At 49.0% G+C, this 23128-nt stretch carries 26 protein-coding genes; 7 read left to right on the top strand and 19 right to left on the bottom strand.

Annotation, left to right across the window (positions count from 1 at the left end; genetic code table 11):
- Positions 1-19: 19 nt before the first annotated feature.
- The 6 genes from BS29_RS07440 to BS29_RS07465 form a co-directional block, all read right to left on the bottom strand.
- Entirely contained in the window at positions 20-442 is a 423-nt protein-coding gene (locus BS29_RS07440) for a Fur family transcriptional regulator (RefSeq protein ID WP_229956563.1), read from the bottom strand.
- Between the two features lie 115 nt (positions 443-557).
- Positions 558-971, bottom strand: a complete 414-nt coding sequence (locus BS29_RS07445) for a MucR family transcriptional regulator (protein ID WP_229956564.1) — start codon at positions 969-971, stop codon at positions 558-560.
- Positions 972-1095: 124 nt separating this feature from the next.
- Positions 1096-1608, bottom strand: a complete 513-nt coding sequence (rimI, locus tag BS29_RS07450; RefSeq protein ID WP_229956565.1) for a ribosomal protein S18-alanine N-acetyltransferase — start codon at positions 1606-1608, stop codon at positions 1096-1098.
- A gap of 3 nt (positions 1609-1611) precedes the next feature.
- Positions 1612-2238 (bottom strand): tRNA (adenosine(37)-N6)-threonylcarbamoyltransferase complex dimerization subunit type 1 TsaB, encoded by a 627-nt coding sequence (gene tsaB, locus BS29_RS07455; RefSeq protein ID WP_229956566.1) that lies wholly within the window; start codon positions 2236-2238, stop codon positions 1612-1614.
- A gap of 17 nt (positions 2239-2255) precedes the next feature.
- Entirely contained in the window at positions 2256-2849 is a 594-nt protein-coding gene (locus BS29_RS07460; RefSeq protein WP_229956567.1) for a malonic semialdehyde reductase, read from the bottom strand.
- 35 nt (positions 2850-2884) lie between these two features.
- Positions 2885-3457 (bottom strand): NifU family protein, encoded by a 573-nt coding sequence (locus BS29_RS07465; protein ID WP_229956568.1) that lies wholly within the window; start codon positions 3455-3457, stop codon positions 2885-2887.
- A gap of 150 nt (positions 3458-3607) precedes the next feature.
- Here BS29_RS07465 and BS29_RS07470 point away from each other — a divergent pair, with 150 nt between their 5' ends.
- The gene (locus BS29_RS07470) at positions 3608-6523 is read left to right on the top strand and encodes a M16 family metallopeptidase (RefSeq protein WP_229956569.1); all 2916 of its coding nucleotides are present in this window, start codon (positions 3608-3610) and stop codon (positions 6521-6523) included.
- A 6-nt stretch (positions 6524-6529) separates the two neighbouring features.
- On the opposite strand, the gene BS29_RS07475 is transcribed toward BS29_RS07470, so the two are convergent.
- From BS29_RS07475 to BS29_RS07505, 6 genes are all read right to left on the bottom strand, one after another.
- A complete protein-coding gene (locus BS29_RS07475) occupies positions 6530-7156 on the bottom strand; it encodes a peroxiredoxin family protein (protein WP_229956570.1) in 627 nt (208 codons plus the stop codon).
- A gap of 64 nt (positions 7157-7220) precedes the next feature.
- Complete coding sequence (locus BS29_RS07480) at positions 7221-7622, bottom strand: GFA family protein (protein ID WP_229956571.1); 402 nt, start codon at positions 7620-7622, stop codon at positions 7221-7223.
- A 32-nt stretch (positions 7623-7654) separates the two neighbouring features.
- Positions 7655-8956 (bottom strand): ATP-dependent protease ATPase subunit HslU, encoded by a 1302-nt coding sequence (gene hslU / locus BS29_RS07485; protein ID WP_229956572.1) that lies wholly within the window; start codon positions 8954-8956, stop codon positions 7655-7657.
- Positions 8957-9018: 62 nt separating this feature from the next.
- Positions 9019-9561: an ATP-dependent protease subunit HslV gene (gene hslV, locus BS29_RS07490; protein WP_229956819.1), complete on the bottom strand. Its 543-nt coding sequence runs from the start codon at positions 9559-9561 to the stop codon at positions 9019-9021.
- Between the two features lie 209 nt (positions 9562-9770).
- Complete coding sequence (locus BS29_RS07495; protein ID WP_229956573.1) at positions 9771-10019, bottom strand: hypothetical protein; 249 nt, start codon at positions 10017-10019, stop codon at positions 9771-9773.
- Positions 10020-10512: 493 nt separating this feature from the next.
- On the bottom strand, positions 10513-11799 hold the full coding sequence (locus tag BS29_RS07505; protein ID WP_229956575.1) for an MFS transporter: 1287 nt from the start codon (positions 11797-11799) through the stop codon (positions 10513-10515).
- Positions 11800-11985: 186 nt separating this feature from the next.
- On the opposite strand from BS29_RS07505, the gene pgsA reads away from it, so the two are divergent.
- Genes pgsA through BS29_RS07520 form a run of 3 tightly spaced genes read left to right on the top strand, consistent with a single transcriptional unit; the run spans position 11986 to position 13246 of the window.
- Positions 11986-12537, top strand: a complete 552-nt coding sequence (gene pgsA / locus BS29_RS07510; RefSeq protein ID WP_229956820.1) for a CDP-diacylglycerol--glycerol-3-phosphate 3-phosphatidyltransferase — start codon at positions 11986-11988, stop codon at positions 12535-12537.
- Positions 12538-12548: 11 nt separating this feature from the next.
- Complete coding sequence (moaD, locus tag BS29_RS07515; RefSeq protein ID WP_229956576.1) at positions 12549-12812, top strand: molybdopterin converting factor subunit 1; 264 nt, start codon at positions 12549-12551, stop codon at positions 12810-12812.
- Positions 12809-13246 carry a molybdenum cofactor biosynthesis protein MoaE gene (locus BS29_RS07520; protein WP_229956577.1) on the top strand — a complete coding sequence of 146 codons (438 nt, stop codon included), beginning with the start codon at positions 12809-12811 and terminating at the stop codon, positions 13244-13246. The genes moaD and BS29_RS07520 overlap by 4 nt, the downstream gene beginning before the upstream one ends.
- Positions 13247-13248: 2 nt before the next feature.
- On the opposite strand, the gene BS29_RS07525 is transcribed toward BS29_RS07520, so the two are convergent.
- Positions 13249-14172 carry a hydrogen peroxide-inducible genes activator gene (locus tag BS29_RS07525; protein WP_229956821.1) on the bottom strand — a complete coding sequence of 308 codons (924 nt, stop codon included), beginning with the start codon at positions 14170-14172 and terminating at the stop codon, positions 13249-13251.
- A gap of 152 nt (positions 14173-14324) precedes the next feature.
- Between BS29_RS07525 and epsC the strand changes: the two genes are divergently transcribed.
- The 3 genes from epsC to BS29_RS07540 all read left to right on the top strand — a co-directional run bounded on the left by epsC (position 14325) and on the right by BS29_RS07540 (position 16875).
- Positions 14325-15029, top strand: a complete 705-nt coding sequence (epsC, locus tag BS29_RS07530; protein ID WP_229956822.1) for a serine O-acetyltransferase EpsC — start codon at positions 14325-14327, stop codon at positions 15027-15029.
- Positions 15029-15385 (top strand): DUF2794 domain-containing protein, encoded by a 357-nt coding sequence (locus tag BS29_RS07535; RefSeq protein WP_229956578.1) that lies wholly within the window; start codon positions 15029-15031, stop codon positions 15383-15385. Before epsC ends, BS29_RS07535 begins: the two co-directional genes overlap by 1 nt.
- A 134-nt stretch (positions 15386-15519) precedes the next feature.
- Positions 15520-16875, top strand: a complete 1356-nt coding sequence (locus tag BS29_RS07540) for a porin (protein ID WP_229956579.1) — start codon at positions 15520-15522, stop codon at positions 16873-16875.
- 76 nt (positions 16876-16951) lie between these two features.
- Here BS29_RS07540 and phoB read toward each other — a convergent pair whose 3' ends face one another.
- The 6 genes from phoB to BS29_RS07570 all read right to left on the bottom strand — a co-directional run bounded on the left by phoB (position 16952) and on the right by BS29_RS07570 (position 23078).
- Entirely contained in the window at positions 16952-17647 is a 696-nt protein-coding gene (gene phoB, locus BS29_RS07545; protein ID WP_109357208.1) for a phosphate regulon transcriptional regulator PhoB, read from the bottom strand.
- Positions 17647-18372 carry a phosphate signaling complex protein PhoU gene (gene phoU, locus BS29_RS07550; RefSeq protein ID WP_229956580.1) on the bottom strand — a complete coding sequence of 242 codons (726 nt, stop codon included), beginning with the start codon at positions 18370-18372 and terminating at the stop codon, positions 17647-17649. The genes phoB and phoU overlap by 1 nt, the downstream gene beginning before the upstream one ends.
- A gap of 29 nt (positions 18373-18401) precedes the next feature.
- Positions 18402-19199: a phosphate ABC transporter ATP-binding protein PstB gene (gene pstB, locus BS29_RS07555; protein WP_229956581.1), complete on the bottom strand. Its 798-nt coding sequence runs from the start codon at positions 19197-19199 to the stop codon at positions 18402-18404.
- Between the two features lie 53 nt (positions 19200-19252).
- On the bottom strand, positions 19253-20521 hold the full coding sequence (gene pstA, locus BS29_RS07560) for a phosphate ABC transporter permease PstA (RefSeq protein WP_229956582.1): 1269 nt from the start codon (positions 20519-20521) through the stop codon (positions 19253-19255).
- Complete coding sequence (pstC, locus tag BS29_RS07565) at positions 20514-21896, bottom strand: phosphate ABC transporter permease subunit PstC (RefSeq protein WP_229956583.1); 1383 nt, start codon at positions 21894-21896, stop codon at positions 20514-20516. Before pstC ends, pstA begins: the two co-directional genes overlap by 8 nt.
- Before the next feature lie 84 nt (positions 21897-21980).
- On the bottom strand, positions 21981-23078 hold the full coding sequence (locus tag BS29_RS07570) for a substrate-binding domain-containing protein (RefSeq protein ID WP_407673765.1): 1098 nt from the start codon (positions 23076-23078) through the stop codon (positions 21981-21983).
- Positions 23079-23128: the final 50 nt, after the last annotated feature.

A 23128-nucleotide genomic window follows, 5' to 3' on the forward strand; every position in this document is an offset into this window, starting at 1 on the left:
ATTTGCGATAGAATTTGTGTCAGCTCTTTCGGTCAGAGGATACGCCATAAAGTTCCATGCGATGATCGACCAGTCGGTACCCGAGTTTTTCAGCAATCACCTTTTGCAAGGCTTCCAATTCGGGGTCGACAAATTCAATTACCTTGCCGGTTTCAACATCGATGAGATGGTCGTGATGAGCTTCCGGAACGGCCTCATAGCGTGCCCGCCCGTCGCCGAAATCATGACGATCAAGGATGCCGGCTTCTTCAAACAGGCGAACGGTACGATAAACGGTCGCTATTGAAATACGGGAATCAACGGCAGAGGCCCGCTCATGCAGCGTTTCTACATCTGGATGATCGTCAGCATCTGAAATAACCCGGGCAATGACCCGGCGCTGTTCCGTTATCCGCAAGCCTTTTTCGGCACATAGCTTTTCAAGATCAATTTTGTCTGGCATCTGCTCCATCCCGTTCACTTACTAATACTCTATTATTGCTGGATAATAAAGCAAAGGGAAAACTGCGATATTTTTCGCAATTTTCCCATCGCTTAAATCTATCGAAACGTGATGTTTAGCGTTTTTTCTTTTTCTTGCCTAAGCCTATGGCTTTAGCCAATTCTCTGCGCTGTTCGGCATAGTTGGGGGCGACCATCGGGTAGTTGCTGGGTAGACCCCATTTTACCCGATATTCATCTGGTGTCATGCCGTAATGGGTCATCAGGTGCCGTTTCAACATTTTCAATTTCTTGCCGTCTTCCAGGCAAACAATATAATCCGGCTTTATCGATGATTTGATGGGAACCGCCGGGTCAGGGCGAGCCTGTTGTGCAGCTTTTCCAGACAAGTCAGATAGTGCGCCATGTACATTATTGATAATGAGCGGCAGATCTGAAACGGCGACGCTGTTGTTACTAACATGTGCAGCAACGATGTCTGACGTGAGCGCGATTAGCGTCTCATTCAGAGCAATATCTTCCTCTGTCATATTTACCTCTTTGTGCGACTTTTATGTCTTTGAGCAATTTTTTGCTGCGTGGCTATTTGCACGCGAGTCCGCAATTATCAACGGACAAACTATATGTTGTGTAGATTTTACGTTGCATCAAGAATCAAAGTAACATTTTATAGGTAATCGCATCAAATTTTTCTTTGTTGTCTCCCGTGTAGTAAGCGCGACGAAGTCCAATTTTCTCAAAACCAACTTTTTGATACATGGTTTGTGCTGGATTGTTCGAACGTACCTCTAAAAAGAGAGCTGCAATCCCGTTTTCAACGGCATTTGTGATAACCTGTTTCATGATCGTCTCGCCAATACCATTATTTTGATATTGGGGATCTACTGCTATCATCAGCAATTCTTCTTCATCAGCGACTTCCCTGCTAATGGCAAAGCCACATGGATTTTGGTTCCAGCTGGCAATCAATAACAATGTACCTGGTAAAGATAGCATGGACCGGCATTGATGTTCATTCCAGGATTCTCCGTATGTGCTGGAAAAAGCGGTTTTCATAATCCGCATAACAATATTCAGCTGGTCATAGCCGCCATATTCAAGATCGACGGAACTCTCTCGCTTGATCGGCGCGGTGTCAGTTTCAACATCGGTGCCTGGTTCAGACATGGCTTACCCTTGCTGTGCCGGTTTTGCATCTGGCGCCCGGCCATAGACGGGCCTGGCTTGCAGATATTCATAGTCATGCGCCAATTGGCTGGTTTTAGCAGCATCAGGCAAGATGGCAGAACAGCCTATATTGCTGGCTAAGCTACTAAGGGATTGCGCAGCCGAGCCTGCAAAATGGTCCGACTTTGCATTCCGCAGAGCGAGTTCCGGCGAAAGCGAGAGAAGATCATCCACCGGGCTGCCATCACTAGAAAAATTCTGCACGAAATATTCGCCATGACCGCCGATCATTGCAACATAAACAGGAATAGGATGTTCCATTTCAGTTAAGGCCTGTGCAGCGACAAGGTGAAGACTCTGATATCCAGAAATCTCTGCATGCCAAGCCATGGCTAATGCTTTTGCGGCAGATAGACCGATGCGGACGCCGGTAAAGCTTCCTGGACCGCAGTTTACCATTATCTGGTCAGCGCGGCCTTTATTCGGCAACCGTGCTATCATGGGTATGAGTTTCTCCGCATGGCCGCGGCCAATCTCTTCATATATATTGGCGACGAGCTGTCGGTCTTCGAACAGCGCTACTGAACAGGCTGTTGTAGCGGTATCAATAGCGAGAATATGCTTGCCCATTGGCTTTGCACAGACCGTTAGATGATCGCGTTGAATTTATCGAAGTCAGGACGCGGACTGCGATCAAAAATTGTTTCGGGGTCACCATAACCAAGGGTTGAAATGAAATTCGATTTCACATTTGGCTGGTCTTTGAAAAACGCCTTGTCGACGGCATCATTATCAAAACCGGACATTGGGCCAGTGTCGAGACCGATTGCCCGGGCTGCCAGTATGAAATAGCCCCCCTGTAGTGAACTGTTGCGCATTGCATGTACTTTGCGACCATCAGCATCCCCGGCAAACCAGCTTTTCGCATCATCATGAGGGAATAGCTCGGGCAGATGCTCATGAAAATCATAGTCCATGCCAATGATTACCGAGGCAGGGGCCTTCAAAATCTTGTCTTTGTTGCCTGGACTCGAACAGTCTGCGAGGCGTTGTTTGGAGTCCTCACTATGGCACCATATCATTCGCGCAGGCAGCATGTTCGCGCTGGTTGGTCCCATTTTCATGAGATCCCAAATAGCGTGAAGCTGTTCAACTGTGACAGGCTTGTCATGATAGCCATTATAGGTGCGCGCGGTTCGAAAAAGTTGATCCAATGCGGCATCATCAAGTGGCTGATTCATAGGTTCCCCGTTTTATTAGTTTAACGATAGCGCGGTCAAGCAGCCCTGACTTCAACCACTTCCGGCACATAGTGTTTGAGCAATGACTCAATACCATGTTTCAGCGTTGCTGTTGATGATGGGCATCCTGCACATGCACCTTGCATTTTCAAGAAAACCACGCCTCGGTTAAAACCACGATAAATGATATCGCCGCCATCATTTGCGACTGCCGGACGTACTCGGGTTTCGATCAGTTCTTTAATCTGCGAAACAATATCAGCGTCTTCAGGATCGTCATGGACTTCTTCTTCAGGTGGAATATGAATTTCCCCGGCTGATCCCGGTTTGAATAAAGGCAATCCGGCAGAGAAATGATCAAGCAAAATGCTCAGAACCTGTGGTTTGACATCGGACCAATTTGACCCAGGGCCAGCGGTAACCGAGACAAAATCTGAACCAAAGAAGACCCCGGTGACATCGCCCAAAGTGAACAAGGCCTCTGCCAAGGGAGAAATCTCGGCATCTTCTGGTGAAGCAAAATCCCTGGTTCCATCCGTCATAACGGCTTGGCCCATTAGAAATTTGAGCGTCGAAGGGTTCGGGGTTTTTTCGGTTTCGATAAGCATATTCAATATGTGGGAGTAATTGGCCGACCTATCAAGGTCAAAATACGCCACCTTGATCAAAATATGCGTTCTTGGTGATAAGTTTTTTGTATGATCCAGGGAGGCGTTATTCACTGGCCAGTAAGATATGCTCTGCGTATAACTGGCTCTATGAACAGACATTCCCGCGCATTTGGTCGCTTTGCCACAATATTTACTCTTTTTGCCTCGCTGACATTCCCTCCTCAAATTGCAGCGCAAGAGCCCGAGCGTGCGAAAGAGATCAGCACTGAGCAACCTTGGCTATACAAGGGTAGTGACGTCCCGATCGACAAAAGCTGGACCTTTGGTGTTCTGGACAACGGTCTCCGTTATGCGGTCAAAAACAATGGCGTACCGCCGGGTCAGGTATCAATTCGTGTTAGAATTGATGTTGGATCTTTGATGGAACAGGATCACGAGCAAGGATTTGCCCATTTCATGGAGCATTTGTCGTTTCGTGGATCAACTTATGTGCCTGACGGCGAAGCGAAGCGTATCTGGCAACGTTTGGGGGCGACTTTTGGCAGTGATAGCAATGCTGAAACAACACCAACGCAGACGGTCTATAAGCTTGATCTGCCGAATGCCAATCCGACCAGTCTGGACGAAAGCATTAAGATCATTTCAGGGATGATCAGTGCGCCGGGACTCAACGCGATATCTGTAAACGCTGAACGACCTGTTGTTTTGGCAGAGCTGCAGGAACGGCAGGGTCCTCAGACAAAAGTCCAGGATGCAACGCGAGAATTGTTCTTTGCGGGCCAGCGACTGGCAAGCCGGGCGCCAATTGGCACGCCGGAGACTTTGGCAGCCGCTACGCCCCAAATGCTGCAACTATTTCATCAACGCTGGTACCGTCCAGAAAATACGGTGATCGTGATTGCTGGCGATGGTGAGCCAGCTGAATTTGAAGCGCTGATCAAAAAGCATTTTTCAAATTGGAAAGGCAGCGGCGAAGCAGGAGTGGCGCCCGATTTCGGTGATCCGGACGATCAAGGAGACAGCAGCCGACTGGTCATTGAACCGACTTTGCCACGCTACATTTCAATGGCTGTGGTCCGCCCTTGGGAACAAGTGGACGACACCATCGCCTATAATCAGCAATTGTTAATCGACTTGTTGGCACTTCAAATGATCAACCGCCGATTGGAAGCGCGCGCTAGGGCAGGGGGTAGTTATCTGCAAGCCAGCGTCAGTCAGGACGATGTGAGTCGTTCAGTCGATGGAACTTTCATTAATATTGTTCCGCTGAGTGATGATTGGGAAGCGGCCCTCAGAGACGTCCGAGGCGTGATTGCTGATGCGACAACGCAGGCGCCATCCGAACAGGATATCGCTAGAGAAATAGCCGAGTTCGATGCAGCACTTGCCATCGGTGTAGAAGGCTATGCGACAGAAGCTGCACGCAAACAGGCTGACGATATTGTCAACGCAGTAGATATTCGAGAAACCGTCGCAACACCGCAAACGGCACTCGATGTCTTTCGGGCGATGCGGAATCTCTACACGCCTGAGCGGTTACTGGAATCAACGCAAAAGCTCTTCGAAGGAACTGCAACCCGGGCGTTACTTACATCACCAACCGTGGTGGATGAGGGGAAAGCCAAGCTTGCTGCGGCTTTGAATGAAAAGGTCAATGCAGCCAGCAACGCGCGCGTCAAGCAGGCCAACTTGGATTTTGATGATCTGCCACGTATTGGCCGGCCGGGTAAGATTAAATCATCCGAAAAAATCGCTCGATTTGAAATTGAAAAGCTGATCCTTTCAAATGGTGTGCGGGTGTTGCTTTTCCCCAATAAGGCTGAGCGGAATAAGATAATGGTCAATGCGCGCTTTGGCCGAGGCTATAGCGGTCTTGATGCCAGTGAAGAAAATTTGGCTTGGACCGGGGGCATGGCCTTGATGGCCAGCGGAGTCGGAAGCCTGGGACAGGAAGAACTGGATGCAATTACCACCGGTCGACGGATTGGCTTGAATTTTGAAATTGATGATGATGCCTATGAAATCAAAGCTGATACCCGAGCAGCTGACTTGCAAGACCAGTTGCATCTGATCGCGGCGAAGCTACAACACCCACGTTGGGACAAGGCACCGGTTATTCGCGGTCGTGCGGCGTCTTTGATCGGTTACGATAGCTTCGCGGCTTCCCCTCAGGCCGTTTTACAGCGGGATCTTGAGTGGCTGGTGCGCGGCAAAGATCCGCGTTGGAAGACACCCGACAAGGATGACTTCAACGCGTTGACGCCCAAGGATTTCAAAAGATTTTGGAAGCCCATATTGGCCAGTGGCCCAATTGAACTCATGCTTTTTGGCGATTTCGATCGGGATGAAGCGGTTGCATCCATATTGAAAACATTTGGGGCCCTAAAAAAGCGCAAGCCTGATGATATGCCGGAAGGCATCACGTCGCCCATGTTCCCAAAGCATAGAGCTGCACCAGAAATATTGGTGCACAAAGGAGATGCAGAGCGAGCGGCAGCACTGATTGCATGGCCCACCGGCGGCGGCCTTGATAATATCAGGGAAAGTAGACGGCTAGAGGTGCTGGTTTCCATTTTCAATGACCGGATGTTTGAAATACTAAGATCTCAGGAAGGGGCAAGCTATAGTCCGCAGGTAATCAACAACTGGCCGGTCGCGTTCCAATCTGGCGGCTACATTAGCGCATCTAGCCAATTGACACCTGGCAATATTGATCGATTTTATGGGGTCGCCGAACTCATTGCAAAAGATCTAAGAGAGAAACCGGTCAGTCCGGATGAATTGAAACGGATCGTTGAACCACTTCGCCAGCTTATTGCGCGGGCGAGTAGTGGCAATAGTTTTTGGATGAGTCAGTTGGAGGGCGCGAGCTACAATCCAAAAAAATTCACTGTGCTGAGGACATTATTGAGCGACTATACGGTCATCACTCCGGAAGAGGTGCAACAACTTGCGCAGAAATATCTAAAGGATTCGACAGAGTGGAAGCTCATGGTCCTTCCAGAGGGCAATAAGAAAGCCGCAGTCAACAATGACGCGGCTTCTCCAACACATTCACGATAATCAATTTCAGATAGCGTCGACTATTGCCAATAACTGATCATTTGTAGGGCGCTTTTTAAAGTCGCCGGAAACAGATTTTGCTGTGATAGTGCCTTCTTGGTCGACTACAATAACAGACGCATAGGGAACCCCTACGGCTTTGCCTTCAGTATATTGGGGGTCGCGAATATCGAAGGCGTCAATTGCTTTGGAACCTTCGTCAGACAATATTGCATAGTCTAGCATCTGGTTTTTAGAGAAGCGATCTTGGCTTGCTACGCTGTCATAGCTCACACCGTATAAATTATAACCACGCTCCTTGAGATCGCCGACGACAGCATTAACTGCCTTCAACTGCGTTTGGCAGAACGGGCACCATTCAACGGACCGGGTAAATATAAAAACCGCCGGACCATCTTCCAAAACCGCAGCAAGCGTCTTTTCTCCATCGTCGGTTTGAAACGTTGCATCAAGCGGCGCGGTAGCTCCAACAGCTAACCCTACATCGATCGTTTGCAACTCGCCAGTTGCCTCCGTGGCTATTGGCTCTGCAGGCTCCGCAATTTGCTTGTCCTCAGAGGGCGTGCTGGGAACGGAACAAGCGACAAATGTGAGGGCAGGGGCTAAAGCAAATAGTGAGGCAATGCGTTTCACAATAAATACTCCTGAAAGTTTTTATCCGCTTCATTCGTGGGATCCTGTCGAAAGGTTACAGCAATTATTCCTGTGGCGGGAAACGATCAAAGCTAGGCATTTCATGTGCCATTTTCTCCCATCCGATTTGTTCTGCGAGCTGGATGTTCATCTCGGGAATATACGCATCGGGTAGATCTAAAGTGGCTGTTTGTACGTCAATCATGCCAGGCAGAATATTGGCGTTTTTATACGCAATTCCTGTGCCGCAATCGGCACAGAAAAGACGCTCGGCACCGCCTTGACCAGCTATGGTTTTCAGCTTGCCTTGGTTTACGGAAAACTCATCTTGGCTAAGCATGATCCAGGCGACCGATGCTGCTCCGCTGCTTTTCTGACAATCCCGACAATGGCAGATAGACTGGTTTACCGGTTCTCCAGAAATCTCGAACCGTACTGATCCACAATAGCATCCACCCTCAGCCATCTTGTCCTCCCCAGCATTAAAAATCAGACTAACTATAGCACATATTTGGACAAATCCGTGTCTTTGGCAACATCAGAAAGCTGTTTGTCGACATAGGCCGCATCAACGGTGATTGTTTCGCCTTTATGATCTTCCGCGTCAAAACTAATATCCTCTAACAGCTTTTCCATAACGGTTTGCAATCGTCTCGCGCCGATATTTTCCACCGTTTCGTTCACGTTTGCAGCAATTTGTGCCAGCTTTTCAATGGCATCGGTGGTAATGTCGATGGTGACTTCTTCAGTATCCAAAAGAGCAATATATTGTTTGGGCAGATTGGCTTTTGTTTCGGTTAGAATTCGAACGAAATCGGCTTCGGTCAGTGCGCGCAATTCGACACGTATGGGCAAGCGCCCTTGCAGTTCTGGAAGCATATCGCTGGGTTTCGAAATGGAAAATGCACCAGATGCAATGAACAAAATATGGTCTGTCTTCATTGGGCCATATTTTGTCGCAACAGTGGTGCCTTCGATCAGCGGCAAAAGATCGCGTTGTACGCCTTCTCGGCTGACAGAACCGCCGCGAACATCGCTGACCGCAATTTTGTCAATTTCATCGAGGAAAACAATGCCATTGGATTCCGCATCCGTAATGGCCGCTCGAGCAATGTCATCATCGTCAAGGCGTTTATCGGACTCTTCCTCAACCAGTTTATCCCACGCATCGGCAACCCGCATTTTGCGACGCTTCATCGGATTCTGGCCAAATGCTTTACCCATCATGTCCGACAAATTTATCATGCCGACTTGACCAGACATGCCGGGAATATCCATCGGCGTGTTCGGCGTATCTTCGACCTCTATTTCGATCTCAGTATCGTTCATATGGTTATCGACAACACGCTGACGAAAGCTTTCACGCGTCGCTTCGCTAGCATTTTCGCCACATAGAACATCAAGCAATCGTTTCATCGCTGCATCAGCGGCTGCATCTCGAACAGCGGACCGGCGACGCTCGCGTTCGAGGCGAACGGCTTCTTCAGCCAAGTCGCGGGCAATTTGCTCGACGTCCCGGCCAACATAGCCAACTTCAGTGAATTTAGTCGCTTCAATCTTGATAAAAGGTGCATCCGCAAGTTTTGCCAAGCGACGCGATATCTCGGTCTTACCGCAACCTGTGGGTCCGATCATCAAAATATTTTTTGGTGTAACTTCCTCACGTAACTCGGTTGGCAACTTCTGCCGTCGCCAGCGATTTCGCAATGCAACTGCAACAGCCCGCTTGGCGTCCTTTTGCCCTACAATATGTTCGTCCAGAGCCTTAACAATGGCCTTGGGAGTAAGATTATCTAGCATTTCTAACCTTTGATGGAGTCAAGTTTGAATTGGTGAACCACGGTCTTGGCCATAGTCGATTATTAGGTGTCGCTATCGAGCTTTTCTATCGTGACCTGATCATTTGTATATACGCAAACTTCTGCAGCGATGGTCATCGCTTTTTGTGAGAGTTTCTCTGCATCGTCTTCATAATCGATCAAAGCGCGGGCTGCCGACAACGCAAAATTACCACCCGATCCAATGGCGGCGATCCCTTGAGTGGGTTCTAGGACATCCCCATTGCCGGTCAGGATCAGCGTCACTTCTTTATCTGCAACGATCATCATGGCTTCTAGATTGCGCAGATATTTGTCAGTGCGCCAATCCTTCGCGAGTTCGACGGCAGCGCGCATCAACTGACCATTATGTCGCTCCAGCTTTGCTTCCAAACGCTCGAACAGTGTAAATGCATCTGCCGTGGCGCCTGCAAAACCACCGATAACGGAGCCATCATGAAGCTGTCGCACCTTGCGCGCATTGGGTTTCATGACTGTTTGTCCCATGGAAACCTGGCCATCGCCGATAACGACAACCTTTCCATTTTTGCGGACTGAAAGGATTGTGGTGCCATGCCATTGTTGCATGCCATGCTGCTGATTTTCTGTCATAAACCGGATATGGGAAATCTGATCAGCAAGTGCAACCACTACCATTCAGCTTCGCATGATTAGCCTAAACTCTCAGCCGAATGGGGGCTTGGTTGAATCGCACGTGAGCGAAGAATGTCTAGATCAAACGGGCAAAAAAAATGGCGACCACAAGGCCGCCATCTTAAATTCGTTTAGCCCTATATTCAGGGGCTTGTTGGATCATCGTCGCTGCCGTCAGCGGCGATGATGATGCCGCCGATTACGGCCGCAGCAGCGAGAACAGCAATGATGATGCCGGAACCGCCTTCAAGTTTGCTTTCTTCGTCTGCAGATGCATCAGCACGAACAGGTTGAGAAACTTTAGAAACTGGCTGAGCGGCCTGTGCGAACACAGGGGTAGCAACCAGAGCCGAGGCTGCAACTGCAGCCATACCAATTTTACCGAAACGCATATTTTGCTCCTTCAGGGTTTTCGCATTTCACTCAATACGAAATGCGCACTGCCATAACAATTGTTTGAAATCAACAACATTTAGCGGTTTCGATCTGTTTGTCGGGCAATGTTGCAAAGATCACACAATCACTTTTTGGCTCCATTTTGGATCAAAATTCCACATGGCAGGGTGAGCTGCATAACTGTGCCATCTTATAACAACACCATTCAAAGGTGATTTTGGATTGGATTTTATCACTAACAATTTGTTAACAACTGCTCATGAAGCACAGACTGAATAGAAATCTTGTATTGTACAACGAAAGCGCCAAACACCCTTTTCGGCTCTCTTTGCCCAAAGAGGCATTCGCGATAGCCGAAGATGAAAGAGTGATTGCCGCGCCAAAGAAAAAATGGATGAACGAGGATACGAGCATGTTCATGCTCAGCTTTTCAGCCTTTTTTACGGCCTTCTATTTGTTTATTTTCTAAGAATACGAATTTCATCCTGATTAGTCGCAGGCCAGATGCAATTGCCATCCTAGCCACGCGGCAACCAGACACATTCCGGCGACAAGCAACAACTGCTCTGTAGTAGAAACGCCCAGCAGGCTAAGCCCCAGTGCCGCCAATGCACCAAGCACCATGCATCCCGAGTTTACGACATTATTTGCTGCAATCGTCCGCGCTGTCTCGCTAATGTCCACTGTGGTGGTGAGAAAAGCATAAAGAGGGACAACAAACATCCCGCCAAAAATGGCGACGCCAGCTAGCGTTCCCAAAAGCGCCCATGCCCCATCATGCATCATAAATGTCTGAAATGTGTAGAGTTCGCCATTTGTCAAACCTTCCCAACCTCGGGCTATAAAAAAGAGTATCAATACGAAAACACCCATGGCGATGACACTGAATGGCGCATATCGCGCCGATACCTGACTTTTTAGAAGGCGGTTTATAAGAATTGAACCAACTGCAATGCCAATGGAAAACACTCCAAGAAAAAGGCTTGCGACAGCGGGGGTGGCTGTCAGGACATTTTCAACCAACGGCGGAAACTGAATGATCAAGACTGAACCGATGGTCCAGAAAAAGCTGATGGCTACGATCGCCAAGTATAAACGCCGAATATGCAGCGTTGCAGAAATCAATTTGATCGATGATCGGACAAAATTGAAATCGATTTTCTCTACCTCTTTCTGCGGTGGTGCACTGGGAAGAAATTGCGCTCCAATACGTCCGATCAACGCCACAAAGAAGACTGAAATAACAGCGACTTCGACACCATTGCCGTCTCTATCGATTATGATCCCGCCCAAAATCGTTCCTGCCAAAATGGCAATATAGGTGCCGGCCTCCACTAACCCTGTACCAGCCAAAACTTCATCCTCTTCAAGATGCTGCGGCAGAATGGCGTATTTTATGGGACCAAAAAAGGTCGACTGCAAACCAAGTAGGAATAGCGCAGTCAACATGATCGGGATGGATTCGATCCAAAGCCCTACACCACCGATAATCGCGATAACGATCTCCAGAGTTTTGACGAGACGCGTTATCCGAGCCTTGTCGTAATTGTCAGCCAGTTGGCCTGCGAGGGAAGAAAATAGGAAAAACGGCAATATGAAAATTCCCGAGGCCAGCGCGTTGAATTGAAAATCCTGCGCCGGGTCTTTGTAAATTCCATAAGTGACCAATATCACCATCGAAAATTTGAACAGGTTGTCGTTGAAGGCGCCAAGCAGTTGAGTAACAAAAAGCGGCCAAAATCGACGTTTGGCCATTAATCGTAAGGCTGATGACATGTTGGAAATTTCCTGTTGTTGAGCTCTGTCAGACAGGGGGATTAGACGACCGGCACCCTAACGATGCTGATAGAATGCGCAAGGCATAGGGTGCCCTAAAATTTTATCTGTAAAATCATCACCGGCAAATGGATCATAAGGATGGCATTTAACTTTGCGCAAAACATCGTTATGGCAGCGGACAATATGTTGAATCTTCCAAATATTTTGACGCTTTCACGGATTTTTACGGTTCCGTTTCTAGTAGCGTTGTTGTGGTGGCCCAACTGGAAGCTCGGTTATCTTTTGGCAACTGGGCTTTATGGGCTGATGGCTGTAACAGACTATTTTGATGGCTATCTCGCGCGCTCTCAAGGAACAGTTTCGAAACTCGGTATATTCCTTGACCCGATTGCCGACAAAATCATGGTGGCTTCGGTCGTTCTCATTCTTTGCGCCAGCGGCAACATCGAAGGCTATAATGTTATTGCGGCACTCATCATTTTGCTGCGAGAAATTGCGGTATCCGGGCTTCGTGAATTTCTCGCTGGCCTTCAGGTTAGTGTCCCTGTTTCTCAGCTTGCAAAATGGAAAACGACATTCCAACTGATCTCTCTAGGCGGGCTGATACTCGCCGGCGGGCTACCGCAATTTGGATTCATCCAAACGGTTGGAATATGGTCACTATGGGCAGCGGCTATATTGACGCTCATAACAGGTTGGGATTACCTTCGCGTCGGCCTCAAGCATATGGATTAGGTGACTCTATCATGTCGCATCAACTGAGCATTGTATATTTTGCGTGGGTTAAAGAACGCCTTGGTCGCGAGCAAGATGTGATTGAATATCCAAAAAACGTTACAACGGTTGGCGAACTTCTCAAGCATCTCCAAAGTCGCGATGCAGCTAGCAATGAAGTTTTTGCGGATCGGACGAAGCTTCGATTTGCTTTGGATCAGGATTTTGTGGGACTTGATGCTGTTATAGGCAGTGCAACAGAATTGGCCATTTTCCCGCCGGTAACAGGCGGATGATTTCAATTGCGGTTCAAGAACATGACTTTGACGCGGGCGCGGAGATTAATCGGCTATCAGCGCGCGGAGGTGGTGCGATTTCCAGTTTCGTTGGTCAGGTGAGGGGTGATCACAAACTGCACGCATTGGAGTTAGAACATTATCCAGCCATGACTGAGAAAGCCTTGCGAGGGATAGCTGTCAGGGCATCAGAAAAATGGGAATTACACGGAATCACCGTTGTTCACAGGGTAGGGCGATTGCAACTAAACGAACAGATTGTTTTAGTGTGCACTTGTTCTGACCACCGGCAGAATGCAATTGCGGCATGCTCCTTCATCATGGACCAGTTAAAAACGATCGCACCATTCTGGAAGAAAGAAATTTTTGAGGATGGTAGTGAAAATTGGGTGGAGGAACGGCAGTCTGACCTCCAAGCCGCCAAAGACTGGTAGAACTAAGCAGAGCCGTCTTTCACCCAATCCTGGCTTTGTCGCAAAACCTCGGACAATAGTTTGAATTCGTCCCGACGCGGGCTGTTTTTCCGCCACACGAGTGCGATATCCCGGAAAGCACGATCGGACTTAATTGGACGCGCGGTGATGTCAGTATGTTCCAGAATTCCGCTATCGATCGACATTTTTGGCAACAACGTCAGGCCCAGTGCATTATCGACCATCTGAACGAGCGTGTGAAGAGACGTCCCCATCATTTGCGCCGACGCTCTGAGCTCCGGCCTGTTGCAGGCAGCCAGGGCATGGTCTTTCAAACAATGGCCGTCTTCAAGCAGTAACAAGCGATTCTCGTCGATAAAGGCTGGATCTACCAGCTCGGGTGGATCCCGCGGATCATCTTTGGGAAAGGCGATGAAAATTTCATCATTGAACAGAACCTCTGACTCAATGTCTCCGCATGGGAAGGGCAAAGCCAGCAAAACGCAATCGACCTTACCATGGCTAAGAGAGTCGCATGCGGCATGGCTGGTTTCCTCTTTCAAATAGAGTTTCAGCTCTGGTCTTTCTTTGCGCAGTCGAGGCAATAGGCGAGGCAACAGGAAGGGAGCGATTGTAGGAATGACACTCATGCGAACGTCTCCGACCAATGGTTGACCAGCGGACCGTGCCATCTCAGACAATTCTTCGGCTTCACGAAGAATGCGATGTGATTTGTCTACCATCTGTTTGCCAAGTTCCGTGAAACGGACAACACGGCGCGTTCGTTCTACCAACATTACATCCAGCAATGTTTCCAATTCTTTGATGCCAGCGGACAGGGTAGACTGCGTAACATAGCAGGCTTCTGCTGCCCGTCCGAAATGGCCATGCTCTTCAAGTGCTACCAGATATTGCAGCTGTTTAAGCGTTGGCAGATAAGTCGACATCATTTGGTCCTTCGATGAATCGGCTCGCGGTAATTCAATATGGTGATAAATGCGAGTGCAAAAAGGCTGGTTTTAAATGAGTTGCAAGAAAGGACTGGAAATATGACATTCTGATCCTTAGTTTGAAGCTTGTAAAATCGCCGGAGAAAAAAATGTTTCGGGACCTAGGTGAGTATTTGGATTCGATAAAGGCGCGTGACCCCGCACCTCGTTCGCGCTGGGAAGTACTGCTGTATCCAGGTGTTTTAGCGTTAGGTTTGCATCGCATTTCGCACTGGCTGTTTAAAGGAGAATTATATTTCTTTGCACGCCTTGTGAATCATATTTCACGACTTTTTACAGCGATCGATATTCATCCTGGCGCTAAAATCGGTCGGCATCTCTTCATCGACCATGGTTTTTCGGTAATCGGCGAAACTGCGGAAATCGGTGATAATGTTACGATCTATCAATGTGTAACTCTGGGCGGGACCAACCCTACCAATGGCGTGGGAGGAAAACGCCACCCAACAATTGAAGATGATGCAATTTTGGGCTCCGGAGCCCAGATATTGGGACCGATAACAGTTGGAAAAAGATCACGTATCGGAGCAAACGCTGTAGTCACTCAAGATGTGCCCGAGGGGGCAACCATGGTAGGGGTCCGAGCACGACCGACACTCGTGCAGGTCGAGCAGTATCAGGAAGAGTTCACGCCTTATGGCACGCCATGCAGTGAGGTGTTCGATCCTGCCACACAAAAACTGGAAATTTTGCAATGTGAAATGGAGCAATTGCAAAAGCGTATCGCCGCATATGCCGAAGGACGCGACAAGGTCGATGGTGACGATTCGGAAAGTAAACGAGATAGCGCCTAATGCGCTCTGACAACTCCAACGTTTCCTCTTTTCCTGATCGAAATACGTCGCCTGTTCAAATAGGCTTCGAGCGGAAAGAGATGGAACGGATTTTCAATCTTTATGGGCGGATGGTTGCGGCTGGGCATTGGCGTGACTATGCGATGGATATGGGCAAGGATGCAGCAATTTTTGCAGCCTTTCGACGGACATCGGAACGACCGCAGATGCGTATAGAAAAACGTCCTGCCAATCGGAACAAACAAGGCATGTGGACACTGCATGGCGAGCATGGACAAATATTGAAACGTGGTCACGATCTGGCCGGGGTGCTCGCGCCGATGGAACGCCGATTAATGAAATTGGTCTCAGATTAGCGCGATTTGGTCTGAAATTTTATGATGCGATAGCGTAGTAAAAAAACTGCAATAAAACTGACGTTTTACCGAAACGTAATTAACATAGAGCCGTCACCAATCACTCAAGACACTTGGTTGGGGACTCTATTGATATGAAATTGAAATCTACTCTTATAGCGGGTGCAGCAATCGTTGCTTTGCTCCCTGGGCAGGCTCTTGCCACTGGTATTTCCAGCGAAGAAGCGAAGGCGTTGCTGGAACGACTAAATCAGTTGGAGCAGGAAGTCGTCAGTTTGCGCGCTCAGCTTGGCAGCGTGGAAACCGTTCAGCAGCAGCAAAGCGAGCAGGTGGCCGCTGTTGAAAAGGTTGCGCAAGCAAAAGAAAAAACCAGCATCAAGTTCAAAGGTGCACCGGAAATCAAAACTGAAGATGGTTGGAGCTTTAAACCACGCGGACGTATTCTTTATGATTTCAATAACTTGTCGTCTGTACCTTCGACTATAAATATTCCAGGCGAGGGTTTTTCAAACGAAGCACGCCGTGTTCGTCTGGGTGTGCAAGGCAAAATTCCCGGTGGATTCGGCTATAAGCTGGAAGCAGATCTATTGGATGGCGTTGAGTTAACCGATGCCTATCTTGATTATAAGAGTGGCGGCCTGACGATTACAGTTGGTCAGCATAATAACTTTCAGTCGCTTGAGGAAATATCGAGCAGTAACGATACCAGCTTTATCGAACGTGCGGCATTTACTGATGCGTTTGGTTTTCAGCGCAAAGTCGGCGTTTCAGCGGCCTATAAAACAGGTGATCTGTTGCTGCAAGGCGGTGTCTTTACGGACAATATTGATGATTTGAGTGATGGCAATGATAGCATCAACCTCGACGGTCGGGTCGTATTTGCACCGAAATTGGGCGATGCGCAGCTTCATCTCGGTGGCTCTGTGCACTGGACTGATCTTGGTGATACGATTGATTCGGTTCGCTATCGTCAGCGGCCATTGATTCACAGTGTCGATACTCGCTTCATTAATACCGGTAATATTTCCGCCGATGAGCAGCTGACTTATGGGCTGGAAGCTGCCGTTATTTCAGGCCGCTTTCATGCTGCCGCTGAAACCCATTGGGCAAAAGTCAGTCGACCTGGATTGGCTAACCCCACTTTCTTTGGTGGTTCTATAGAAGCGGGCCTGTTTCTGACCGATGACAAAAGAGAATATAAAGGCGGTGTCTTTAAAGGCGTGAAAGTTAAAAACCCGGTCGGTTCTGGTGGATCCGGAGCCTGGCAGGTAAATGTGCGCTATGACCGCCTTGATCTTACAGATGCAGGAATCATTGGAGGCACCCAAGATGGCTATATGGCATCTTTGATCTGGACACCGGTCGATTATGTCCGTTTTCTCGTGAACTATGGCCACCTATCCTATGGCAATGCTCTAGGTATTGTGACCGGAGCGCCTGAAGATTACTCCGTCGATGTTATTGGCGCGCGTGCGCAAATTGCTTTCTAAAAACTTGATTTATGACAAATTGAAAAGGCCGGTTTCGACCGGCCTTTTTTGTATTATCAATCTCGAAAAAGGGCGATTAAGCGGCTTCCGTATCCAGAGCGTAGCCTGCGGAGCGAACTGTTCTAATTATATCTGGACGCTGATTCGCGTTCAACGCCTTTCGCAGGCGCCGAATATGGACATCCACTGTGCGTAGTTCGATATCGCTGTCTTGGCCCCAGACGCTGTCGAGAAGACGTTCGCGAGAAAAGACCCAATTGGGATGTTCCAGGAAATGGCGTAACAGCCGGAATTCGGTCGGCCCAAGCGGGATGGTATCGCCATCTCGTTTAACTTTGTGACCAACAGTATCCATTTCGAGATCGCCAAAAGCGAGCTTTTCGCCAGCCAGAGCAGGGCGAACACGTCGCAAGACAGCCTTTACTCGTGCGATTAGTTCGCGCGGGCTAAACGGCTTGGTGATATAATCATCGGCACCGGTCTCCAGGCCCCGGATTTTGTCTTCTTCTTCTCCACGTGCTGTCAGCATTATGATGGGAATGTTGGCTGTTTCCGGTGAGCGACGCAGGCGACGACATACTTCGATGCCGGAAAGGTTCTCGATCATCCAATCCAGTAAAATGACATCAGGGCGGTTTTCTTTGACCAACAACAGGGCTTCTTCTCCATCTGCGGTATGAATGACGTCATATTCTTCTTTTTTAAAATTCCAAGACAACAGCTCTGCCAGCGCGGCATCATCTTCAACTAGTAAAAGCCTTGCGTTAGACATTATTTATCTCCGCTTGATTCCTCTAATAGATCAGTTGGGTTTTCGCCGCGGTCACGCTCCGGCATGGGCTCCCCTTTGGCGGCGAAATAGACCATTTCCGCGACATTAGTCGCGTGATCGCCAATGCGTTCGAGGTTTTTAGCGATAAACAACAGATGTGCTGCTTCGCCAATATCTTTTGGATTTTCAATCATATAGGTAATTACAGACCGGAAAATACTGGTGTAGAAATCGTCGACAATCTGATCGCGTTCACTGACTTCGAGCGCCAAGTCCGCATCTCGCCGTGCAAAGGCTTCAAGAGAGTCGCGCACCAATTGCGCGGCAATGTTGGACATCGAGGGCAATAGCGAGGCAGGCCCCAATTTGTGAGTACTGGCGATAACCGGCACGCGTTTCGCAATATTTTTGGCATAATCGCCAATGCGCTCAACAACGCCGGAAATTTTAAATGTTGCAATCAACTCGCGCAAGTCGTCGGCCATCGGTGCGCGTAAGGCGATGGTCTGAAAAGTCAGATCATCTATGCGCTTTTCCAAGTCATCTATCAGCTTGTCTTCCGCGACAACTTCTTCCGCCAGTTTCAAATCATGCTTTTCCAGCGCGCGCATCGCTTTCGAAATTGCTTGCTCGCTGCGACCACCAATTTCTGCGACCATACCGCGCAGTTCATTGATATCGGTGTCAAAGGCTTTGACGGTATGTTCTGTGCCTGTATTTGGCATCCTTCGGGTTCCTTCCCTATTCGGTCTGCTTAACCGTATCGACCGGTGATATAATCCCGCGTTTTTTCCTCTGTCGGATTGGTAAATATATCCGACGTCACGCCATATTCCACCAGCGTTCCCAAGTGGAAAAAGGCTGTGCGTTGCGACACACGGGCAGCTTGCTGCATATTATGTGTCACTATCACGATGGCATATTTCCCACGCAGCTCGTGGATTAGTTCTTCTATCTTTGCCGTTGCGATAGGGTCCAGCGCCGAACAGGGCTCGTCCATTAGGATGACTTCCGGGTCAACCGCTATAGCACGCGCTATGCACAGCCTTTGCTGCTGACCGCCGGATAGAGCAGTTCCGCTATCCTGCAGCCGGTCTTGTACTTCTCCCCATAGACCGGCTCGCTGCAGGGATGTCTCTACGATGTTATCAAGCTCATCCTTGCTGTTGGCCAGTCCGTGAATGCGTGGACCATATGCGATATTGTCGTAAATGGACTTAGGAAATGGATTTGGTTTCTGAAAGACCATGCCAACCCGCGCGCGCAGCTGCACGACATCCATTTGCGGTGCATAAATATCTTCGCCTTCAAGCGTAATTTCGCCGGTAACTCTGGCAATCGGTATGGTATCGTTCATCCGGTTGAGACAACGCAGAAATGTCGATTTGCCGCATCCAGAAGGGCCAATGAAGGCTGTGACATTATCCATCGTCACATCAATCGAGACATCCTTGATCGCTTGTTTTTCGCCATAGAAAACATCCACATTGCGAGTGGTCATTTTTAACGGCCCATCACCTGCAGAAATGGCGGGAGCTGTAGATTCTGTCATGGTCGGACTTTCCGTGGAACTGGCGCTGTCTATTAAATCTGTCATATCATCATCTACCAGCGGGTTTCAAAACGATTGCGTAGATATATCGCAAGAGCGTTCATCGTGAGAAGGAACAGGAGGAGTACGATAATCGCGGCTGAGGTTTTTTCGACGAAACCACGATTGACTTCATCGGACCAGAGGAAAATCTGTACCGGTAAAACGGTCGCTGGCTCCACGATGCCACCCGGCGGCGTCGCGATAAAGGCGCGCATACCAATCATTAGTAGAGGCGCGGTTTCACCCAAGGCGCGGGCCATGCCGATAATTGTACCGGTTAATATGCCGGGTAGGGCAAGCGGCAGGACATGATGAAAGACCACCTGCATCTGGCTAGCGCCGATACCCAAGGCCGCTTCGCGAATGGAGGGCGGAACTGCTTTGACAGCATTGCGCCCCGATATGACAATCACCGGCATTGTCATAAGCGCGAGCGTCAAGCCACCAACCAGGGCAGCCGAACGCGGTAATCCAAAGAGGTTTAGAAACACCGCCAATCCCAGTAAACCAAAGATAATCGACGGGACAGCAGCCAAGTTGTTGATTGATACTTCAATCAAGTCTGTGAAGCGATTTTTGGGTGCATATTCTTCGAGATAAAGTGCTGAAAGTACGCCAATGGGAAAGGCAATAATCAGCGTAATGAACATAGTGATCAGCGATCCTTTGAGCGCTCCCCAAATCCCTACCTGCATGGGATCCGTAGCATCAGAATTGCTCAGGAAATTCCAGTTAAATCCTGTACTGAGCTGATCCTTCAATTCAGCGACTTTCTCTTCTGCGGAAGCGCTGCCGCTACCCTTATAGGCGACATCGATCTCTGATTCCGCCGGCAGATAGATCGTGGCCTTCGTTTCGACGATATCTGGATCATTCAATATTTCTGCGTTAACCGCCTGCCAGCCTCCGGCTGAAAACAGTTCGGAGCCTTCTTCACCATATTGGATTTCAATGCTTGTATTCACAATATCTTGAACACCTAGCGTTCGAAGATTGGCTACAGCATTTGCGCCTTCAAACTGGCTCGCTGATGCGCCTCCTGTCATTGCCGGAAAATCAATTTCAACTGGTAGTTCGGTCTGTGTAAATCCACGCAGGCCATTACCGACCATCACAATCAACAAGAATGCCAAAAAACCAGCCGATAATATAATTGCACCGAGACCTAAGGCCTTAAAACGACGTTCAGCAGCGTAGCGCTTGCGAATGCGCTTTTGCATCGCATCGCCCTGCCAATCGGTCGGGTTACGCTCTTCGGCAAAGGCGGTGGTGCTATTCATAAGCTTCCCGATATTTTTTGACGACGCGAAGCGCAATCAGATTGAGCAACAGGGTTACGACAAACAAAACCAGTCCAAGGGCGAAAGCCGCAAGGGTCTTGGGGCTATCAAATTCTTGGTCTCCGGTAAGCAACTGAACGATCTGCGTTGTAACCGTCGTGACACTGGAAAATGGATTGGCCGTCATATTCGCTGCAAGACCCGCTGCCATTACTACGATCATCGTTTCACCAATTGCTCGACTTACCGCTAGAAGGACGCCGCCAACAACGCCAGGCAATGCGGCAGGGATCAGCACTTTCTTTATGGTTTCGCTTTTTGTTGCGCCCATAGCAAGTGATCCATCGCGCATCGCGCTTGGTACAGCGGCAATGCTGTCATCGGCCATAGATGACACGAATGGAATGATCATGATTCCCATAACTACACCCGCGGCCAATGCCGATTCCGAAGAAGCTCCGGAAATGCCAATTGAGACGGCAAAATCGCGTAAGGCTGGTGCCACAGTCAAAGCAGCGAAATAGCCGTAAACAACAGTCGGAACGCCTGCTAGAACTTCCAATATCGGTTTCATCCATGCGCGAAATTTAAGAGGCGCATATTGGGTGAGATAGATCGCGCTCATCAAACCCAATGGAATCGCCACAATCATGGCGATGATGGCTCCGATAAACACCGTGCCCCAGAATAACGGTATCGCGCCAAAGCCAGTTTCACCGCGCGGTCCGGCAACAGCTTTTGGATTCCATTCGGTTCCGAACAGGAAGTCGATCGGAGAAACCATAGAGAAGAAGCGAGCCGACTCAAATATGAGTGACACGAAAATACCAATGGTGGTTATGGTAGCAATGAGCGATGCGAACAATAGCACCATCATCGTCACGCGCTCGATTTTCGTACGTGCCCTGAGCTCCGGCTTCAAACGCAACCAGGCGAACACTCCACAGGCGAAAACCAGCAGAATGGTAGCGATCATGCCGAGTGTTCGATAGTGCGATATGGCGGCCTTATAAGGCTCCACCATCGATTTTGAGAGAGGGTTGAATGCCTGGGTTTGTTGCCCGGCAGCCATCGACCTTGCTTCCGCCAATATGGCACCCCGCGCAAATGGATCTTGCGGCAGCTGGTCAGCTGCTGGGCTGGTCAATGCTGCGTCGGTAATCAGGGCGGGGCTGGCTATATTCCAAACAATCAAAAACAACAGGGCAGGGCCGATTGCCCAAAGGGCAACATACCAGCCATGATAGTTGGGACGGGAATGAATCGCGCCCCTCTTTGTGGTGTTCGCCGCAAAGCGATTCGCTTTTACGCGACCGAAGAACCACGCAATGCCGCCAAGGACAATGATGAGCAGGAAGAGAATAGAGCCTGTCACGTTAAGACAACTGATCCTTGGTTAGGAATATGTATAGCGGAATGCGGACTCCATTAAAAAAATGACCCGCATTCCGCCAGCAATTTATTTCAGTTCAGTACCAGTCAAGACAGGCAGATTTTTTACTGTATCAGCCATTTGTGTACGAACATCATCTGGTGATGCGATTAGGCCAGCCTTAACAAGATAACCGTCAGATCCGCCTGCACTAATGAACTCTGTCAAATATTCCTGGAGACCGGGAATAACACCCACATGTTGTTTCTTAGCATAGATGTACAGGGGGCGTGCGCCAGGATATTCGCCTGAAGCTATCGCATCATAAGCAGGCTCAACATCCGATACTGCTACGCCGCGAACCGAGTCTGAGTTTTCTTCCAAGAAGCTGTAGCCAAAAATTCCGAGACTATTGGGATTAGCCTTCAGTTTTTGAACAATCAGGTTGTCGTTCTCGCCGGCATCAATATAGGCCCCATCGGCACGAACATCGTGACAAATGGCATCATATTCATCTTCATTTGTTTCTTTCAGAGCCTTTGTGGCTGCGTCGGTTTTGCAACCAACTTCCATGATCAACTCGGTAAGAGCATCGCGCGTACCTGACGTTGATGGAGGGCCGTACACACTAATCGCGAGTTCAGGCAGCGAAGGGTCGATATCTGACCAGTTTTTTGCCTCGTTCTTTTTGCCATAGGGCCGTTCTGCAATCGCCTCGTAAATCTGAGTTGGTGTAAGTTTGATAGAAGGGCCTTCATTTGCTTGCGCAATTGCAATTCCGTCAATGCCGACCTGGATTTCAACAACGTCGGTGACGCCATTTTCTTTGCACATTTCAAACTCGGTGGCCTTCATACGCCGGGATGCATTAGCAATATCCGGAGTGTTAGCGCCAACCCCAGCGCAGAACAATTTCATTCCGCCGCCAGTACCGGTCGATTCGAGAATTGGAGAGGTGTTTGCACCGCCGGCGCTAAATTGTTCCGCGACTGCTTTGGCAAAAGGGAATACGGTTGAGGATCCGACGATACGAACTTCGCTTCTTGTTCCGCCTTGTCCGCCCGATGCTTGGTCCTGACATGCTGCCAAGGCGAGTGATGATACCGCCAAAAGAGCGATTTTCTTAAACATTTTGCTGTCCCCGTTTTCTGTGGAGTGTTGAACAATTGGCCAAGAATCGATCATGATTGCCGACCGGTTGCACCGCGTTTAAAAGTCGGCGGTGTCCTAATGAT

Origin of the sequence: Parasphingorhabdus litoris DSM 22379, from assembly GCF_020906275.1 — a bacterium.
GTDB lineage: Bacteria > Pseudomonadota > Alphaproteobacteria > Sphingomonadales > Sphingomonadaceae > Parasphingorhabdus > Parasphingorhabdus litoris.

Bases quoted from the DNA above. Each gene is read 5' to 3' on its own strand.
- BS29_RS07540 (WP_229956579.1), top strand. From the start codon at position 15,520: ATGAAATTGAAATCTACTCTTATAGCGGGTGCAGCAATCGTTGCTTTG.
- BS29_RS07535 (WP_229956578.1), top strand. From the start codon at position 15,029: ATGCGCTCTGACAACTCCAACGTTTCCTCTTTTCCTGATCGAAATACG.
- phoU (WP_229956580.1), bottom strand. From the start codon at position 18,372: ATGCCAAATACAGGCACAGAACATACCGTCAAAGCCTTTGACACCGAT.
- rimI (WP_229956565.1), bottom strand. From the start codon at position 1,608: ATGTCTGAACCAGGCACCGATGTTGAAACTGACACCGCGCCGATCAAG.
- BS29_RS07495 (WP_229956573.1), bottom strand. From the start codon at position 10,019: ATGCGTTTCGGTAAAATTGGTATGGCTGCAGTTGCAGCCTCGGCTCTG.
- BS29_RS07505 (WP_229956575.1), bottom strand. From the start codon at position 11,799: ATGTCATCAGCCTTACGATTAATGGCCAAACGTCGATTTTGGCCGCTT.
- moaD (WP_229956576.1), top strand. From the start codon at position 12,549: ATGTCGCATCAACTGAGCATTGTATATTTTGCGTGGGTTAAAGAACGC.
- hslV (WP_229956819.1), bottom strand. From the start codon at position 9,561: ATGCAACAATGGCATGGCACCACAATCCTTTCAGTCCGCAAAAATGGA.
- BS29_RS07525 (WP_229956821.1), bottom strand. From the start codon at position 14,172: ATGTCGACTTATCTGCCAACGCTTAAACAGCTGCAATATCTGGTAGCA.
- BS29_RS07440 (WP_229956563.1), bottom strand. From the start codon at position 442: ATGCCAGACAAAATTGATCTTGAAAAGCTATGTGCCGAAAAAGGCTTG.
- BS29_RS07520 (WP_229956577.1), top strand. From the start codon at position 12,809: ATGATTTCAATTGCGGTTCAAGAACATGACTTTGACGCGGGCGCGGAG.
- epsC (WP_229956822.1), top strand. From the start codon at position 14,325: ATGTTTCGGGACCTAGGTGAGTATTTGGATTCGATAAAGGCGCGTGAC.
- BS29_RS07445 (WP_229956564.1), bottom strand. From the start codon at position 971: ATGACAGAGGAAGATATTGCTCTGAATGAGACGCTAATCGCGCTCACG.
- phoB (WP_109357208.1), bottom strand. From the start codon at position 17,647: ATGTCTAACGCAAGGCTTTTACTAGTTGAAGATGATGCCGCGCTGGCA.
- pstA (WP_229956582.1), bottom strand. From the start codon at position 20,521: ATGAATAGCACCACCGCCTTTGCCGAAGAGCGTAACCCGACCGATTGG.
- tsaB (WP_229956566.1), bottom strand. From the start codon at position 2,238: ATGGGCAAGCATATTCTCGCTATTGATACCGCTACAACAGCCTGTTCA.
- BS29_RS07465 (WP_229956568.1), bottom strand. From the start codon at position 3,457: ATGCTTATCGAAACCGAAAAAACCCCGAACCCTTCGACGCTCAAATTT.
- BS29_RS07460 (WP_229956567.1), bottom strand. From the start codon at position 2,849: ATGAATCAGCCACTTGATGATGCCGCATTGGATCAACTTTTTCGAACC.
- BS29_RS07480 (WP_229956571.1), bottom strand. From the start codon at position 7,622: ATGGCTGAGGGTGGATGCTATTGTGGATCAGTACGGTTCGAGATTTCT.
- BS29_RS07470 (WP_229956569.1), top strand. From the start codon at position 3,608: ATGAACAGACATTCCCGCGCATTTGGTCGCTTTGCCACAATATTTACT.
- pstB (WP_229956581.1), bottom strand. From the start codon at position 19,199: ATGACAGAATCTACAGCTCCCGCCATTTCTGCAGGTGATGGGCCGTTA.
- hslU (WP_229956572.1), bottom strand. From the start codon at position 8,956: ATGCTAGATAATCTTACTCCCAAGGCCATTGTTAAGGCTCTGGACGAA.
- BS29_RS07570 (WP_407673765.1), bottom strand. From the start codon at position 23,078: ATGATCGATTCTTGGCCAATTGTTCAACACTCCACAGAAAACGGGGAC.
- pgsA (WP_229956820.1), top strand. From the start codon at position 11,986: ATGTTGAATCTTCCAAATATTTTGACGCTTTCACGGATTTTTACGGTT.